Source organism: Saccharothrix stipae (assembly GCF_054781895.1).
On the sequence record NZ_BAAGTN010000007.1, the window covers coordinates 44,251 to 60,358 of the forward strand.

Annotated in this window: 14 protein-coding genes; 10 read left to right on the forward strand and 4 right to left on the reverse strand. The window is 71.6% G+C overall.

Annotated features, from left to right (window positions below):
• The first annotated feature begins 65 nt into the window (after nt 1–65).
• From ACYVLT_RS13035 to ACYVLT_RS13045, 3 genes are all read left to right on the forward strand, one after another.
• Nucleotides 66–821 carry an FHA domain-containing protein gene (locus ACYVLT_RS13035; protein ID WP_461120411.1) on the forward strand — a complete coding sequence of 252 codons (756 nt, stop codon included), beginning with the start codon at nt 66–68 and terminating at the stop codon, nt 819–821.
• A gap of 67 nt (nt 822–888) precedes the next feature.
• Nucleotides 889–1,677: a polysaccharide lyase family 7 protein gene (locus ACYVLT_RS13040; RefSeq protein WP_461120412.1), complete on the forward strand. Its 789-nt coding sequence runs from the start codon at nt 889–891 to the stop codon at nt 1,675–1,677.
• 67 nt (nt 1,678–1,744) lie between these two features.
• Nucleotides 1,745–3,523: a serine/threonine-protein kinase gene (locus ACYVLT_RS13045; protein WP_461120413.1), complete on the forward strand. Its 1,779-nt coding sequence runs from the start codon at nt 1,745–1,747 to the stop codon at nt 3,521–3,523.
• A gap of 15 nt (nt 3,524–3,538) precedes the next feature.
• Here the strand turns inward: ACYVLT_RS13045 and ACYVLT_RS13050 are convergent, their stop codons facing one another.
• The gene (locus tag ACYVLT_RS13050) at nt 3,539–4,498 is read right to left on the reverse strand and encodes a helix-turn-helix domain-containing protein (RefSeq protein WP_461120414.1); all 960 of its coding nucleotides are present in this window, start codon (nt 4,496–4,498) and stop codon (nt 3,539–3,541) included.
• 71 nt (nt 4,499–4,569) lie between these two features.
• Here ACYVLT_RS13050 and ACYVLT_RS13055 point away from each other — a divergent pair, with 71 nt between their 5' ends.
• A complete protein-coding gene (locus ACYVLT_RS13055) occupies nt 4,570–5,292 on the forward strand; it encodes a DJ-1/PfpI family protein (RefSeq protein WP_461120415.1) in 723 nt (240 codons plus the stop codon).
• A 57-nt stretch (nt 5,293–5,349) separates the two neighbouring features.
• Here the strand turns inward: ACYVLT_RS13055 and ACYVLT_RS13060 are convergent, their stop codons facing one another.
• Complete coding sequence (locus ACYVLT_RS13060) at nt 5,350–8,094, reverse strand: right-handed parallel beta-helix repeat-containing protein (RefSeq protein WP_461120416.1); 2,745 nt, start codon at nt 8,092–8,094, stop codon at nt 5,350–5,352.
• A gap of 162 nt (nt 8,095–8,256) precedes the next feature.
• Nucleotides 8,257–9,012: an SAM-dependent methyltransferase gene (locus ACYVLT_RS13065; protein ID WP_461120417.1), complete on the reverse strand. Its 756-nt coding sequence runs from the start codon at nt 9,010–9,012 to the stop codon at nt 8,257–8,259.
• Between the two features lie 713 nt (nt 9,013–9,725).
• On the opposite strand from ACYVLT_RS13065, the gene ACYVLT_RS13070 reads away from it, so the two are divergent.
• Nucleotides 9,726–11,255 (forward strand): non-reducing end alpha-L-arabinofuranosidase family hydrolase, encoded by a 1,530-nt coding sequence (locus ACYVLT_RS13070; protein ID WP_461120418.1) that lies wholly within the window; start codon nt 9,726–9,728, stop codon nt 11,253–11,255.
• A 117-nt stretch (nt 11,256–11,372) separates the two neighbouring features.
• Here the strand turns inward: ACYVLT_RS13070 and ACYVLT_RS13075 are convergent, their stop codons facing one another.
• A complete protein-coding gene (locus tag ACYVLT_RS13075) occupies nt 11,373–11,813 on the reverse strand; it encodes a hypothetical protein (protein ID WP_461120419.1) in 441 nt (146 codons plus the stop codon).
• A gap of 211 nt (nt 11,814–12,024) precedes the next feature.
• On the opposite strand from ACYVLT_RS13075, the gene ACYVLT_RS13080 reads away from it, so the two are divergent.
• From ACYVLT_RS13080 to ACYVLT_RS13100, 5 genes are all read left to right on the forward strand, one after another.
• Entirely contained in the window at nt 12,025–12,852 is an 828-nt protein-coding gene (locus ACYVLT_RS13080; RefSeq protein WP_461120420.1) for a lysostaphin resistance A-like protein, read from the forward strand.
• The gene (locus ACYVLT_RS13085; RefSeq protein WP_461120421.1) at nt 12,849–13,994 is read left to right on the forward strand and encodes a sensor histidine kinase; all 1,146 of its coding nucleotides are present in this window, start codon (nt 12,849–12,851) and stop codon (nt 13,992–13,994) included. Before ACYVLT_RS13080 ends, ACYVLT_RS13085 begins: the two co-directional genes overlap by 4 nt.
• The gene (locus ACYVLT_RS13090; protein WP_461120422.1) at nt 13,991–14,650 is read left to right on the forward strand and encodes a response regulator; all 660 of its coding nucleotides are present in this window, start codon (nt 13,991–13,993) and stop codon (nt 14,648–14,650) included. The genes ACYVLT_RS13085 and ACYVLT_RS13090 overlap by 4 nt, the downstream gene beginning before the upstream one ends.
• A gap of 425 nt (nt 14,651–15,075) precedes the next feature.
• The gene (locus tag ACYVLT_RS13095; protein ID WP_461120423.1) at nt 15,076–15,510 is read left to right on the forward strand and encodes a hypothetical protein; all 435 of its coding nucleotides are present in this window, start codon (nt 15,076–15,078) and stop codon (nt 15,508–15,510) included.
• Between the two features lie 202 nt (nt 15,511–15,712).
• Nucleotides 15,713–16,090, forward strand: a complete 378-nt coding sequence (locus ACYVLT_RS13100; protein ID WP_461120424.1) for a tetratricopeptide repeat protein — start codon at nt 15,713–15,715, stop codon at nt 16,088–16,090.
• Nucleotides 16,091–16,108: the final 18 nt, after the last annotated feature.

Here is a 16,108-nt window from a genome sequence, read left to right on the forward strand (position 1 = left end):
CAGGACGAGTTCCGGGACGGGTCCCCGAGGGCGTTGTCACACTGTCGGCGGACCTAGGGAGCCTGATGAACCACGAGAGCCTGGCCCGCGGCGTGCCGCACGCCGCCCCGGGAGCCATCGTCGCCCGTGCGCTGACCGGGCGGCTCCACGTCGATCCCGTCGAGGGGCGCACGGTCCGGTTCGGGCGCAACCGCCCCAACGTCGACCTGTGCGTCGGTGAGACCGATCTGCGGGTCAGCCGTCACCACGGCCTGCTCACCCGCCGCGACGGCCGCTGGTGGGTCACCAACACCGGGCAGCTGCCGATCCGGTTGCCGGGGACCCGGTGGTTGTTCCGCGACGAGGAGTCGGTGTCGCTGCCCGACGGCTACACGCCGCTGTTCGTCCGCGGCTCCCGCGATCGCGAGCACCTGCTGGAGTTGTACGTCGCCGACGGCACGGCCAAGCACATGGTGCCCCTCCACGACTCGGTGACCCAGCCACCGACGCGGTGGCGGTTCACCCCGGACGAGCACCTCATGCTCGTCGTGCTGGGCCAGCGCTACCTGCTGCACGAGGCCAACCCCCAGCCCGTGTCCCGTCAGCAGACCGCGCAGATGCTGGCGGAGTTGCAGCCGGAGGCCAACTGGAGCGTCAAGCGCGTCGAGCACATGGTGGCCGACGTCCGCGCCCGGTTGTCCGCCGGTGGCGTGTACGGCCTGCTCCGCGAGGAGGTCGGTGAACCGGTCGGCAACACGCTCAACGACAACCTGCTGCGCGAGCTGGTGCTGTCCACCAGCCTCGTGCCACCGGACCTGGTGCTGCTGGACCCGTTGTCCTGAAGGGGACCGGTCCCGCTCCGGCGGGCCGGTGCCGCCCGTTCCCGCCATCCGATGATCGGGGTGCCCGATGAAGTCACGAAGGTTGTTCGCGGTCGTCGCCCTGGCCGTGCTCGCCGGCTCCTCGGCCGAGGCCTCCGAGGCCGCGGATGCCTCCGCGTCCGCCGCCGGACCCCACACCTGCTCCCGCCCCGCACAGGTGTTGGACCTGACGAACTGGAAGATCACGCTGCCCGTCGACGACCCGGCCAAGCCGGGCTCGCAGCCGCTGGACGTCAAGCAGCCGGCGCTCGCCGACTACGCGATCGACCCGTGGTTCGTCGCCGGCGAGCGCTGCAAGGGCGTCGTGTTCCGCAGCGCCGTGAACGGGGTGACCACCGCGAACAGCAAGAACCCCCGGTCCGAGCTGCGGGAGATGACCGCCGACGGCGCCACCGAGTTCCGGTGGTCACCGGTGTCCGGCACCCACGTGCTGGTGCTCGACCAGGCCATCACCCACCTGCCGAACGACAAACCGCACGTCGTGGCCGGCCAGATCCACGACGGCAGCGACGACGTCTCGGTCTTCCGGCTCGAAGGCACGCGGCTCTACCTCACCCGGGGCGACGACACGCACCACAAGCTGATCACCGACGACTACCGGCTCGGCACCCGCTTCCAGGCCAGGTTCGTGGTGACCGGCGGCGTGGCCAGGGCCTACTACAACGGGGTGTTCCAGGACGAGATCCCGGTGTCGTCCGACGGCGCCTACTTCAAGACCGGCGCGTACACCCAGGCCAACTGCGGCAACTCCGCGCCCTGCGCCGAGAGCAACTACGGCCAGGTGATCGTCTACCGGGTGCACGTCAGGCATACCTGACCACGTCGCGACGAGCAGCCGGAGGACATCCGTGACGACACGCAGCGCAGTCACTATACTACTGCCCGTGCGTACGGGGGATCTGGTTGACGGGCGTTACGAGCTGGAGGACGCGAGGGGGTCCGGGTCGGGGGGTGTCGTCTGGACCGCGTTCGACCGGAAGCTGAAACGGCGGGTGGCCCTCAAGCGGCCGCACGCGGTGGCGGACGACGCCGACCGGGCGCGGTTCCACCTCGAAGCCGAGACCGCCGCGCAGGTGCAGCACCCGAACACGATCTCGATCTTCGACTCCGTCGACGACGACGGCTGCTGGCTCGTGATGGAGTTCCTGCCGGCGGAGAGCCTGGACCGGACGCTGGCGGCGAGCGGACCGCTGCCGGCGGAGCGGGTGGCGCGGATCGGCGTGCAGATCGCGGGCGCGTTGGCCGCGGTGCACGCGAAGAACATCGTGCACCGCGACGTGAAGCCGGGCAACATCCTGGTCGCCGACGACGACCTCGCCAAGCTGACCGACTTCGGCATCTCCGTCTGGCGGGAGGTGACCCGGACCGACGACGGCCGGATCAGCGGCACGCCCGCGTACACCTCGCCCGAGGTGGCCGGCGGGTATCCGGCCGGCCGGGCCTCGGACGTCTTCTCGCTCGGTGCCACGCTGTTCGCCGCCGTGGAGGGCACGCCGCCGTTCGGCAACGGCGAGCCGCACGAGGTGCTGGAGCGCGTTCGGCGCGGCGAGGTCCTGCCGATGCGCCACGCGGGCCCGCTCGCCCCGCTGCTGGCCGAGATGCTGCGACCACATCCCGACCGGAGACCGGCCGCCGAAGAGGTCCGATTACGCCTCAACGACGTGGTCGGCGACTGGGAGCCGCCACGGGTACCGGCCGAACGCCCCGCCGGCTCCCCGTTCTGGCGCCGTCCGCTCCGCCGAGCCGCCGTGCTCCGGGCAGCCGCGGGGGTCGCGGTCCTCGCGGCGTTCAGCGTCGTGATCGCCATGAACCACCAAGCGCCCGCCGCGCAACAGCACGCACCTCTGAGCAGTGTCATCGGCGACGAGCGCAGCGCCGACCCCTGTGCGTTGATCGACGCGGAGGAGCTGCGCCGGTTCGGCCCGACCGAGGTGTTCACCAACTACGGCAACTTCAACCGCTGTGACGGCCTGGTCGACGTCGGTGCGAAGGACCCGGTGGACGTCGAGCTCCAGCTGATCACCCGTTCGTCGCGGGTCGTGCAGGGGCGACCGCTGGAGGTCGTCGAAGAGCCCGGGACGGACAGCGAGTGCGACCGCACCGTGGTGGTGGACGACTGGTACGCCGTCCGGGTGACGGCGAAGCTGGCGAACCCGCCGCTGGACCTCTGCGCGGTGGCCGAGGTCGCGACGGCCACCGTGCTGGAGGTGCTGCGCAGCGGCCCCGTGCCCCGGCGCGCCATCCCGTTCCCCGCCGGCTCCCTCGCCCACGTCGACGCCTGCGGGTTGCTGGACGAGAAGACGCTCGCCACGCTGAGCGCGGTCGACGGCGCCTCGCCCGTGAACGTGTTCGGGAACTGGGCGTGCAAGTGGTTCTCCACGGTCGGCGGGCCCGCCATCAACCTGCGCTACGACCAGCACTCGGCGCAGGAGGCGGTCAAGGGCGAACTGGTCGAGCTGAGCGGTTACGTGGCGTACGTCCAGCTGGACACGAATTCGAGCACCAGCTGCACGGTCAGGGTTCCCCACCGGCCGGCGAACCTGGCGCAGCGGGCCTACATCGACGTGCTGGAGCTGACGGTGAAGGGCGATCGGCCGGGCATCGAGTACTGCTCGCAGGCGACGAGCCTGGCGGAGGCGGCCGCCGGAAAGCTGCCTTCCTGAGCGCTCGGCGGGCGCTCAGGTCCGGCTGAAGGTCCGGCGGTAGGCGGTCGGGCTGGTGCCGGTGGCCTTGCGGAAGCGGGCCCGGAAGTTGGCGGTGGTGCCGAGACCGACCCGCCGGGCTATCTCGTCGATGCCGGTGTCGCCGGATTCGAGCAGCTGCTTGGCGAGGTCGATGCGGGCGGCCAGCAGCCACCGCGTGGGTGGCACACCGGCCTCTTCGACGAAGCGGCGGGCGAAGGTGCGCTCGGACATGGCCGCGTGCCTGGCCAGGCGGGGGACCGGCAGCTCCTCGCCGAGATGGCGCAGCGCCCACTCCCGGGTCCGGGCGAGCGACTGGCCGGACGTCGGCGGCATCGCCCTCTTGATGTACTGGCTCTGACCGCCGGCGCGGTGCGGTGCGGCGACGGCCAACCTGGCCGCCGTGTTGGCCGCCACCGCACCGTGGTCGCGGCGGACGACGTGCAGGCAGAGGTCGAGCCCGGCGGACGCGCCGGCCGAGGTCAGGACCTGACCGTGGTCGAGGTAGAGGACGTCCGGGTTCACGGTCACCTGCGGGTGCCGCCGAGCCAGGAGGTCCGCCGCCCGCCAGTGCGTGGTGACGGTCAGCCCGTCGAGCAGCCCGGCCTCGGCCAGGGCGAAGACGCCGGAGCAGATGGACACCATCCGCACACCGCGTGCGTGGGCACGGCGCAGCGCCCGCAGCGTCGCGGCCGGGACCGGCCGGTCCAGGTCGTAGCCGGGCACGGCGAGGGTGTCGGCCCGGGTCAGCTCGTCGAGTCCGCGCTCGACGTTCAAGGAGTAGCCGTCGGAGCTGAGCACCGCTCCGGGCTCGGACGCGCACAGGGCGAGCCGGTAGTGGTCGGGCAGGGAGCCGAACACCAGCAGCGGAACGCCGAGGTCGAAGGTCACCACGCCGTCCAGGACCAGGACGGCGACGTTGCCGACCGCCGTGGCGGGGTGCGCGCCGACCTGCATGGCGGAAAAATAACACATATTGGCACAACAGCCACTCAGGCATGAGTGCGTCAATCGCTACGGTGTCAGTCATGAGCTTGAGTGAATTGATTCCCGTCGAACGTCGACTGGTCGTCGTCATGCTGCTATTCGACGGCCACACCGCACTCGACTTCATCGGCCCGTACACGGCGTTCGCCGGTACGGGAATGGAAATCCACCTCGTTTCCGAAACACTCCGACCGGTGCTCACCGACACCGGGTTCGCCATCTCGCCGACCACCACGTTCGACGACTGCCCCGCCGAGCCGGACATCCTGTTCGTGCCGGGCGGATCGGTGGCCGAGGTGATGCTCGACGACAAGGCCATCGCTTTCCTGGTCGACCGCGGCGCGAGGGCTTCCTTCGTCACGTCGGTCTGCAACGGATCGCTCGTCCTCGCCGCGGCCGGACTGCTCGACGGCTACCGCTCGGCAACGCACTGGGCCACCCGCGACCACCTGGCCCGGCTGGGGGTGGAGGTGTCGACCGAGCGGGTGTGCGTCGACCGGAACAGGTTCTCGGGCGGTGGCGTGACCGCCGGAATCGACTTCGGCCTCACGCTCATCGCCCACGTCCTCGGCGAGGAGTGGGCGAAGTTCGCGCAACTCGCCATGGAGTACGACCCGCGGCCGCCGTTCGACGCCGGTTCCCCGGAGGGTGCCGGACCCGCGGTGGTGGCCCGGTTCGACCGGTTCGCCTCCCGGTTCGACGAGGACTTCCGGACCGCCGTGACCCGGGTGCTCGAAAGGCGGATCACGGCGGTGCCGGAGTAGTCGGTGGCCTCCGGCCCGACGACCGGACCGGAGAACCTGCCACCGAAGTGGCTGCCGTCAGTACTCGTAGAAGTACCCGGTCACGTCGACCACGAGGTCGAGGTTGCCGTCGCTGCCGTTGTGGAACGCCGCCGTCACGTCCTCGGTGACGGCGAGGTTGTTGGTCACCGCACCGGGGGTGAAGTTCAGCGTGGCCGCGGTCGGTCGAGGCAGGACCCGGTGCGGGTGGTAGGCGGTGAGGTAGCCACCGCGCTGGGGGTTGACGACCTTCGCGTTGAACATCACCGCGATGGGGCTGCGGTCGAGCCGCGGAGCACCCTGGTCGAGGGTGTACTGCGTGGTCGACCTGCCCGGCAGCGCACCGGTGGCACCCCCGATCCCGGTGCGGGTGTCGACCGTGCGCAGCGGTGACACGGGCATGAGGTAGCTCCTGCCGCCCGAGACGAAGTAGCCGACGACGTCGATGACGACGTCCGTGGTCGCGTTCGGGTGGAAGTCGACGCGGCCGCTGATGCCGATGGGGACGATCACGGAGTTCGTGACGGTCTGCCCGGCCGCGTAGTTGAGGTTCGAGGTCTGCGGGTTGGCCTTGCCGGTGGGGAAGGCCGTCAGGTGACCCGCTGCGCGTGGGTCGACCACCGTGATGTTGAGCAGCGCCGCGTCCGCGTCGGCGGGCACACCGCCGGTGTAGTGGCCGGCGACCTTCTGGGTGAACGTCTCGCCCCCGGCGATCGGCCGGGGTGACGGCATCCCGGTGCCGGTGCGCGTGTCGAGCAGCCGCTCCGGGTAGATCGGGTTGAAGCCCTCGCTCGCCGCGTTCCTGGTGAAGTAGCCGGCGACGTCGGCGATCAGGTCGACGGTGCCCGGGCTGCCGTTGTACAGGTCGACGTGGCCGCCGCCGACCGCGACGGTCGTCAGCCCGGGCACGGTCCCGCCGGCCTGGAAGTCCACCACGGACGCGGTGGGCCTGGCCTGCCCGGAGGGGTGCGCGGTGAGGTACCCGTCGGCCGTCGCGTTGGTGACGGTGAGGTTCATCGCCACCGCCGTCACGTCCGCCGGGATCCCGTCGCGACCGCCGATCGCGAGCCGCACCGTGCTGTACGGCGCGACCTTCCGGGCGGGGGCGCCGACACCGCTCCTGGTGTCCAGGAACCGGGCCGGTCCGTGCTCGACGTAACCCGAGCCGAGCGTGGCGAAGCTGGTCGACGTCGTCGCGGTGTTGCCGCCGGCGTCGGTGACGGTGGCCCGTACCTGGTACGTGCCGGGGCGGTCGTACCGGTGGTAGCCCACGCCGCCGGTCACGGTCTCGGTGTTGCCGTCGCCGAAGTCGTAGGTGGTGCGGGCGATGTTCCACGGGTCGCCGCCGGAGTCCACGGCGAACGACGCCGTCATGCCACCCACCCTGCTGGTGGTCAGGCTGGGCTTCAGCGTCCCGCCGGCCGGCACGACCTTGACCGCCCAGGATCCACCGGTGGTCAGCTGGGACTCGGTTCGCGCGGTCACCGTGATCGTGTAGTCGCCGGCCGCGCGGTAGGCGTGCGACGTCGAGCACGTGGGCACCGACGTCGTCGTGCCGTCCCCGAAGTCGACCACGCAGGTGACCGGCGATCCCCACTCGGAGCGGACGGTGCCGTTGACGGTCACCACACCACCGACCGGGGCCTGCGACGCGGACACCGTGAGGCCGTAGTCGGCCCACCGGTCCTGCTGCTCCTTCACGCCGCGGTCGAGGTAGGAGATCGCACCCGCGCCCGTGTTGGGCACCTGCGGGTTGTCCACCCGCGGACCGTTGACGGCGTCGAGCACGCCCGGTGCGTCCGCGTTGCCGGAGTCGACGGTCGCTGTGACGTCGTTGCGATCCGCTCGCAGGTCGTGGGCGCCCTGCCCGGTCGCGGCGTGCAGCTCGGCGGGGCCCTGGTAGACGGTCCCCGCCCACCGGTACACGTTGACGTACAGGTCCACGACGTTGTAGTCGACCGTCATCCCGGGCGCCGCCGCGCTGTCGACCTCGATCGGGAACACCGGTCCGCGCGGGCAGTAGCTGCTGATCGAGTTGGACAGCACCTCGAAGATGACGTTGTTCTGGATCGAGGATCCGGTGGTCGCGCCGGTGACCGCGACGCCGCGGGAGCACGAGTCGCGGAAGGAGTTGCCGGTGACGGCGAGGGCGTCGACGTTCTCCGCGATCACGCCGAAGTTGCCGAGCGCGGTGATCGTGTTCCCGCTGACCGTGACGCCGGCGCCGCCGTCGGCGTACACGGCCCGCCCGCGCGTGCCGAAGGTCGTGCGGCTGACCGTGATCGCCGTCGACCCGCCGGTGACGCGGACCGTGTGGGCGCCGGCGTAGGCGTCCGCGTCGGGGCGCGTCGAGCCGCGGTCGAACGTGATCCGGCTGGAGCCGTCGATCACGACGGCGTTGGTGACCGTGGCGCCGTGGACGGTCATGCCGCGCAGCGTCACGTCGTGCGCCCCGCGCACGGTGATCGTCGGCGCGGTGCCGCCCGCCGGCCGCTGCACGGCTCCGCCGGAGAACACGATCGGCGCGTCGGCGGTCCCGGACCGGGTGATGGTCACGCTCTCGTCGTGCGTGCCGGTGATCTCGACGACCTGACCGGGGCTGACGACGTCGGCCGCCGCCTGGACCGTGCAGAACGGCGTGGCCGCGCTGCCGTCGCCGTCGTCGGTGCACGTCGCGGTGTCGCGCACGTACAGCGTGGTGGCCGCGGCATGCGCCACCGGTACCGTCACCACCCCGGCGAGGATCGCGAGTGCCGCTGCTGCGGCGATGGTCGACAAGCGCACGATGTCTCCTCGGGAACGCACGACGGTCAGCTGGGCATTTCTATCGCGAACCCGTGGCCGGCTGTCCCGAAGTCGTCTTCTTCGCATCACCCGATCACTGTTGGTGACCACCGGTCCGGACCGGCTCCGGCCGGGGTGGCGCCCCGGCCGGAGCCGATCCACTCAGGACGTCCGGCGCGCGGTGAGCAGGAGCCGCCCGCCGCCGATCGCGCAGGGTTCGCCGCCCGGGCCGCCGAACAGCTCGACGTCGGTGAACCCGTTGCCCGACAGCAGGTCGACGATCTGCGCCACCGTGTACACGTGGTGGATCGCGGTCACGTCGAGCTCCTCGTCGCCGCGGGTGAACCGGTAGCGGCTGAACATCCGGCTGCCGGCGAGGTCGTACTCGCTGGTGGCGAGGACGGTGATGTCGCCGGTCCGCATGGTCCGCGGCTCGGCCCGGTAGCCGGGCAGGATCGACTCGGCCGCCGAGGAGAAGTCGACGACCAGGCCGCCGCCGGCCCGGACGGCTCCGCCGAGCGCGGCGGCGAACCCGCGCAGGCCGTCGGGTTCGAGGTAGCCGAAGCTGTTGCCGAGGCACACCACGGCGTCGAACGCGTTGTCCTGCGGGATCTCCCGCATGTCGGCGTGGACGAGTTCGACGTCGAGACCGGCGGCGGCGCGCCGGGCGTGCCCGATCGCTTCGGCGGACAGGTCGACACCGGTCACGCGGTGCCCGCGGCGGGCGAGTTCCACGCTGTGCCGGCCGCTGCCGCACGGCACGTCCAGGATCCGCGAGCGCGGCGCGAGACCGAGGCGTTCCTCGACGAAGTCGATCTCCTCGACGGTGGCCTCCGGCGCCACGGCACGGCGCCAGAACTCGTTGGGCAGTTCGGTGAAGAAGTCCACGTACCAGGTGGACGAAGGTGTTCCGGACATGGGAGAGCTCCTAGCGGTGCATCGGCTTCGAGGGCGATGTCACCGGGCGGCCCCGGGCCGTCGAACGGCCTCGGTGCGGTGGCCCGGTGTGAGGTTCCGGGCAACCATGGCTTCCTCCACAGTCAGCGGGTCGCCCCGACGCTAGCAGCGCCCGGCCGGATCGGTGCACGGATTTACCGGGCCGTCCGCCCGCCCGGGCGACCCGGGCGGGCCGAGGTGGGTTTCGGCGTTCGCGAACATTCGATAGGTTCGTTCGAATACGTGCACGGCCGGTGCGGTTCCGCAAGGGGTCGACAGGCGGGTTCCGCCGGGCGGGTGGGAGTGCTGATATTTTTAGCAGCGGCTATGCCGACCGGGTGCGGAGAGGGCCGGTTGGTCGACGCCGACCGCGGCGGTCGGCGCTCGCGAGAGCTAAAATTATTTGCTCCGTTTTAGCAATCGACAATGCGCCCGAACCGTCCGTACGCTAACCGTGCGAAACATTTTCGTCGCATCTTGACCGTACGGAGATCGTCCTTCACAGTTTGATGAATGTGACCGGCACCCGCGGCAGGGCACTTCGAACCGTGCGCCCGACTTCGGTTCTCGGATTGTCCACGCCGACCTGATTGGTAGTTCGTTCAGACGGCGCGATCGACCACTGGGCGCAAGTGGTCGTCGAACGTTGCCCGTGCCGCGGTTCCGCCCCCACCTCGACGAAGAGGAGCCCGCCCATGGCCGGAACAGGCCATCACCCGCCCACCGCCGTTCCACGAGCCCGCAACCGTCGCGTGGCCGGTGCCGCCGCCGTCGTCGCCGTGCTGCTCGGCGGGCTGGTGGCGGCGCTCAGCGCGGCGCCCGCGTCGGCGGCGACCGTCGACACGAACGCCTGGTACGTGCTGATCAACCGCAACAGCGGCAAGGCGCTGGACGTGTACAACCTCGCCACGAACGACGGCGCCCGCATCACCCAGTGGACCCGCAACGACGGCAACCAGCAGCAGTGGCAGTTCGTCGACTCCGGCGGCGGCTACTACCGGGTGAAGTCCCGCCACTCCGGCAAGGTGCTCGACGTGTCGGGCGTGTCGACCGCCGACGGCGCGGCGATCCACCAGTGGACCGACCACAGCGGCACGAACCAGCAGTTCCGGCTGGCCGACTCCGACGGCGGCCACGTGCGGTTGATCGCACGGCACAGCAACAAGGCGGTCGAGGTCCAGGGCGCGTCCACCGCCGACGGCGGCAACGTCGTGCAGTACAGCGACTGGGGTGGCACCAACCAGCAGTGGCAGCTCGTCCGCATCGGCGGCGGGACGACGACCACCACCACGACGACGACCTCGACGCCAGGCCAGTGCAGCCTGCCGTCGAGGTACAGCTGGACGTCGACCGGTTCGTTGGCGAACCCGAGGCAGGGGTGGGTCTCGCTCAAGGACTTCACCTACGTGCCCCACAACGGCAAGCACCTGGTCTACGGGACGACCCACGACTTCGGGTCGAGCTGGGGCTCGATGAACTTCGGGCTCTTCAGCAACTGGTCCGAGATGGCCTCGGCACCCCAGCAGGCCATGAACATCGGCACCGTCGCGCCCACGCTGCTCTACTTCGCCCCGAAGAACATCTGGGTGCTCGCCTACCAGTGGGGCGGGACCGCGTTCAGCTACCGGACGTCGTCCGACCCCACCAACCCGAACGGGTGGTCGGCGCAGCAGGTGCTCTCCACGGCCAGCATCAGCGGCTCCGCCACCGGTCCCATCGACCAGACGCTGATCGGTGACGGTTCGAACATGTACCTGTTCTTCGCCGGCGACAACGGCAAGATCTACCGCCAGGTCATGCCGCTCGGCAACTTCCCGAGCAGCTTCGGCTCGTCCTACACCACGATCATGAGCGACACGACGAACAACCTGTTCGAAGCGGTCGAGGTGTACAAGGTCCAGGGCCAGAACCAGTACCTGATGATCGTCGAGGCGATCGGTGCCAACGGGCGCTACTTCCGGTCGTTCACGTCCAGCAGCCTGGGCGGTTCGTGGACCCCGAACGCGGCCACCGAGAGCAACCCGTTCGCGGGCAAGGCCAACAGCGGTGCCACGTGGACCAACGACATCAGCCACGGTGACCTGATCCGCGTCAACGCCGACCAGACCAAGACCATCGACCCCTGCAACCTGCAACTGCTCTACCAAGGTCGCGACCCGCGCTCCGACGGCACGGAGTACGGCCTGCTGCCCTACCGACCGGGCCTGCTGACGCTGCGACGCTGATCGCCTGACGCTGGTCCACCCGACCGGGCCGGCGCTCCCACCCCTTCACCGGGGTGGGAGCGCCGGCCCGGATTTCGTCGGCGGGAGGGGATCCGCGGTGGTGTGGGTGATCCCCGGTCAGCGGCGGCCGGTGGAGAGGATGACGAGGTACTGGCCGCCGCCCGGCTCGACGTCGGCGGTCACCGGGAGTCCTGGCGTCAGTCGGGAGAACCGGTCCACCAGCCACTCCGCCGCGTCCCGGGCGTCCCGCTCGGTCGGGCAGCGGGCCACCATTTCACGGCCCCCCTTGCGCTCCAGCCTGCCGGCGACGGTGATCAGCGGCGCGGGTTCGGCCACGTGCAGGCGGTCCGGCCAGGCGATGACCACCTTGACCGCGCCCTTGCGGGTGTTGCACCCGCGGTGGGCGAGCCGTTCGGCGACCTTGGCCTTGCGGTCGGCGGTCCGGCTGTCGACGCTGGGCCCCCGCGGGTCGTTCACCGACATGTCGGGGTCGACCGGTTCGTCGCACACCCAGCAGCGCCAGCCGTCGCGTTCGGCCACGTCGTCGAGGAGGCTCACCCGAGCAACCTAGCCTGCCGGCCGGCACCCCGCGCACCGCACCGGGCGAGCGCCACCGACCTGGTGCTCGGCGGAGACGTCGTCCGGGTTTGTCCCCCGTGCGAGCTACCCACAAGTGTCCACCGCGCGGTGACGATTCCGGGTCGGCGAATCCATAGCGTTCGGGCAACCGCGGCGCGATGGGCCGCGGACGTCTCGCGGAGGAGTGGTCATGCGACTGTTGATGCAGCTCGGGGTGGTCGGGCTGGTGGCTTTCGCCGGTAGCGCGCTCGTCGGCGCGGCGCGGTGGAACGTGCCCTTCACCCTGGTGTCCGGCCTGGCGACAGCGGCGCTGTCGCTGTGCGCGTACGCGTGGGTGGTGCGGCGGACCGAGCGCCGGGCGCCGGTCGAGGTGGTGGGGAGAGGAGCGGGGCCCGCGTTCGGGCGTGGGTTGCTGATCGGCCTCGGCATGTTCGGTGCGGTGATCGCGAACATCGCGTTCCTCGGCGGCTACGAGGTGCTGGGTTGGGGATCGGCCGGGGGCGCGGTGGCGTTGCTCGGCTTCACGGCCGCCGCCGTCGTGGTGGAGGAGCTGATCTTCCGTGGCATCCTCTTCCGCGTCGTCGAGCAACGCATCGGCACGTGGGGGTCGCTCGCGCTCACCGGGCTGCTGTTCGGCGCGGCGCACCTGTTCAACCCGCACGCCACGTGGTGGACCGCGTCCGCCATCGCGGTCGAGGCCGGATTCATGCTGGCCGCCGCGTACGCCGCCACGCGCAACCTGTGGGTGCCCATCGGCGTGCACTTCGGCTGGAACTTCGCCCAGGGCGGCATCTTCAGCACCAGCGTGTCCGGCGGGGACGCCCCGCAGGGATTGCTGGACGGCGTGACGTCCGGCCCGCTCCTGCTCAGCGGCGGTGAGTTCGGCCCCGAGGCGAGCGCGTACTCGGTGCTGGCGGGCGTGGTGGTGACGGTCGTGTTCCTGTGGCTGGCACACCGGCGTGGCAACCTGGTGCCTCCGCGTCGCCGCTCCGCCACCGCGGCTACCCTCGCCGGGTGAGCGGCTTCCGGCGGGTCCCGGACCTGTGGCGACGCTGGGACGTCACGGTCCGGGACGTCCCGCTCGCACTCGCGCCGGCGCTCCTGTCGCTGGTGCCCGCGCTGCACAGCCGGGGCACGCAGCTCGGCGACCTGCCGACCCGTCCGATGGACGCACTGGCCGTGGTCGTGATCGCGCTGGAATGCCTGCCGCTGATCGTGCGCAGGAGGTGGCCGGTCGTCTGCCTCGCGCTGGTGTACATCGGGTTCTCGGCCGACCAGCTCCTCGGCTACCACGCGGTCGCGGGCACCGCGCTGCCCATCGCGCTGCTGAGCACGGGGCTGCACCTGGACCACCACCGGCGCGTGACCGCCGTGCTGGCCTCCGCGGCGTACGTGCCGCTGGCCGTCGCGCTGGACCGGCACGGTTCCACCGAGGGCGTGGCCGGGTTCGTGACGTTCTACCTGGCGCTGGCCGCCGCGTGGGCGATCGGGGCTTGGCTGCGGCTGTCCAGGGCGGGCGAGGCGGAACGCCGCCGGCACGTGGCCGTGGCCACCCGGCTGGCCGAACGCACCCGCATCGCCCGCGAGCTGCACGACGTCGTGACCCACCACGTGACGGCGATGGTCGTGCAAGCCGAGGCGGCGCGGTACCTGGGCGGGTCTCCCGAGCGCCTCGACCAGGCGCTGGCCGCGATCACCGACACCGGCCGCAGGTCCATCGCCGACCTGCGGCACCTGCTCGACCTGCTGAACCCCGACCACGACGCCGATCCGCGCACGCCGTCCGTCGGCGAGCTGAGCGCACTCGTGGCGCAGACCAGGCAGGCCGGGCAGCCGGTCGAGTTCACCGAGGAGGGCGTGCCGCCGGCGGGGAGCGCGAAGGTGGTGGCGTACCGGGTGGTGCAGGAGGCGTTGACGAACGCGCTCAAGCACGCGCACGGCCGCCGGACCACGGTGCGCGTGCGGCACAGCGGGAACGAGATCGTGGTGGAGGTCGGCACCGAAGGCGGGGGTCCGTCCGCCGCGTCACCCGGTGGTGGTGGGCGTGGCCTCGCCGGGCTGCGCGACCGGGTCGGCGCGCTCGGCGGCGAGTTCAGCGCGGGCAGGCGGAACGGCGGCTTCGTCGTGCGCGCCCGCATCCCGGCCGGGATCCCGTCGTGAGCGCACCGGTGCGGGTGCTGGTGTGCGACGACCAGGCGCTGGTCCGCACCGGTTTCGCGACGATCATCGACGCGCAGCCGGACCTGGAGGTCGTGGGCGAGTGCGGGGACGGGCGCGCCGCGATCGACCTGGCCGGGCGGCTGCGCCCGGACGTGGTGGTGATGGACGTCCGGATGCCGGTGCTCGACGGCATCGAGGCGACGCGGCTGCTGGCGGGCGAGGGCGTGGCGAACCCCGTCAAGGTGCTCGTGGTGACGACGTTCAACCTGGACGAGTACGTGTACGAGGCGCTGCGCGCGGGAGCCAGCGGGTTCCTGCTCAAGGACGCGCCGCCCGCGCAGCTGCTGCACGGGATCCGCACGGTCGCGACGGGGTGGGCGCTGCTGGCGCCCGAGGTGACCCGCGAACTCGTCGGCCGGTACGCCGAGCGGATCCGGCCCGTCCAGGGCCTGCCGGACGACATCCCGCTGACCGCGCGCGAGCTGGAGGTGCTGCGCCTCATCGCGGACGGACTGTCCAACGGCGAGATCGCCGCGACCCTGGTGATCAGCCACGAGACCGTCAAGACGTACGTGTCCCGCATCCTGGCCAAGCTCGACCTCCGCGACCGGGTGCAGGCCGTCGTCTTCGCGTACCGGCACGGCCTGGCGACCTGAGCCGTGCCGCCCGGTCGGCGGTGTCGACCGGGCGCGGACGGGGGGAGGTCGCACGAGGGGGCTTCGCGGAGCTGCGGTTGTTGGGCAACGTCGAGGCGTGGGTCGACGGCACGCGGTTGGACTGGGCCACGCTCGGCAGCAGTGCGTGCCGGCCGTGCTGCTGATCGAGGCGAACCGGGTGGTGACGGCGCGGCAGGTCATCGACCGCGTCTGGGCCGAGGACCCACCGCACCGCGCGCGGGACGTGGTCGGCGGCTACTTCTCGCGGCTGCGCAAGGTGCCGGCGGCCGGGCGGCCGGAACTGACCGTCCGCGCTCAAGCGCACCCGTTCGACGAACGCGTGGCGGGTCAACTGATGCTCGCCCTGCACCGCGACGGCCGCCAAGCCGAGGCGCTGGTTCTGCTACGACCGGCTGCGCACGCGGTTGGCGGAAGAGCTCGGTGCCGATCCCGGTGCCCCGCTGCGCCGGCTGCACCAGCAGATCCCCACCGATGCCGAGGAAGTCGCCTCGCCGTCCCCGGCGGTCGCGGTCGTGGCCGGAGACCCGGCGGTCACGCCCCGGCAGCTCCCGGCGCCGCCCGAGTCGTTCATCGGCCGCCACGACGAGCTGGAGCAACTCGACCTCGCGTCGCACCGGAGCTCCACCGCCGTGGTGGTCTGCGCGGTGGCGGGCGTGGGCGGTGTGGGCAAGACCTGGTTGGCGGTCACCTGGGCACACCGCCACCTCGACCGGTTCCCCGACGGGCAGCTGTTCGTCGACCTGCGTGGCTTCAGCCCCGACCCGCGGCCGATGGAACCGGCGGTGGCCGTGCGCGGCTTCCTCGACGCCCTGGGCGTGCCACCGGACCGCATCCCGTGACCCCGCTGCTGCCCGGAGGAGGGACCTGCACCGTCCTGATCACCAGTCGGCACAAGCTCCCCGGCCTGATCACCGCGAACGGTGCCCGCCACGTGCCCTCGGACGTGCTCACCGAGCAGGAGTCCCGCGCCCTGCTGACCCGACGCCTCGGCGTGCACCGGGCGACCGCCGAACCGGCCGCGACGAGCGACCTGATCCGGTCGTGCGGCGGGTTCCCGCCGGCGCTGGGCATCGTGGCCGCCCACGCCCGGACCCGACCCGGGACCTCCCCGACGGCGAGGCGAACGCCTGGGGCACCATGGGCTACCTCGCCCACCGGACCGGTCGGCACCACGAGGCGGTCGACTGCTACCGGCGTGCCCTGAGCCTGCTCGGCGACCTCGGCCACACCTACCAGGTCGCCGCCATCCGTGACCGGCTGGGCGACCCGCACGCCGCCCTTGGCCTGCACGACCAGGCTCGCGACCTGTGGCAGGCGGCGTTGCGGGTGTACCGGGCGCAGCACCACGACGGCCGGGGACGGCGTCCAGCGACAGCTCGACGCCTTGGGCGACGTGGCGCGGAGCTGAAGCGGTGGTGATGACCGGCGCCCTGACCG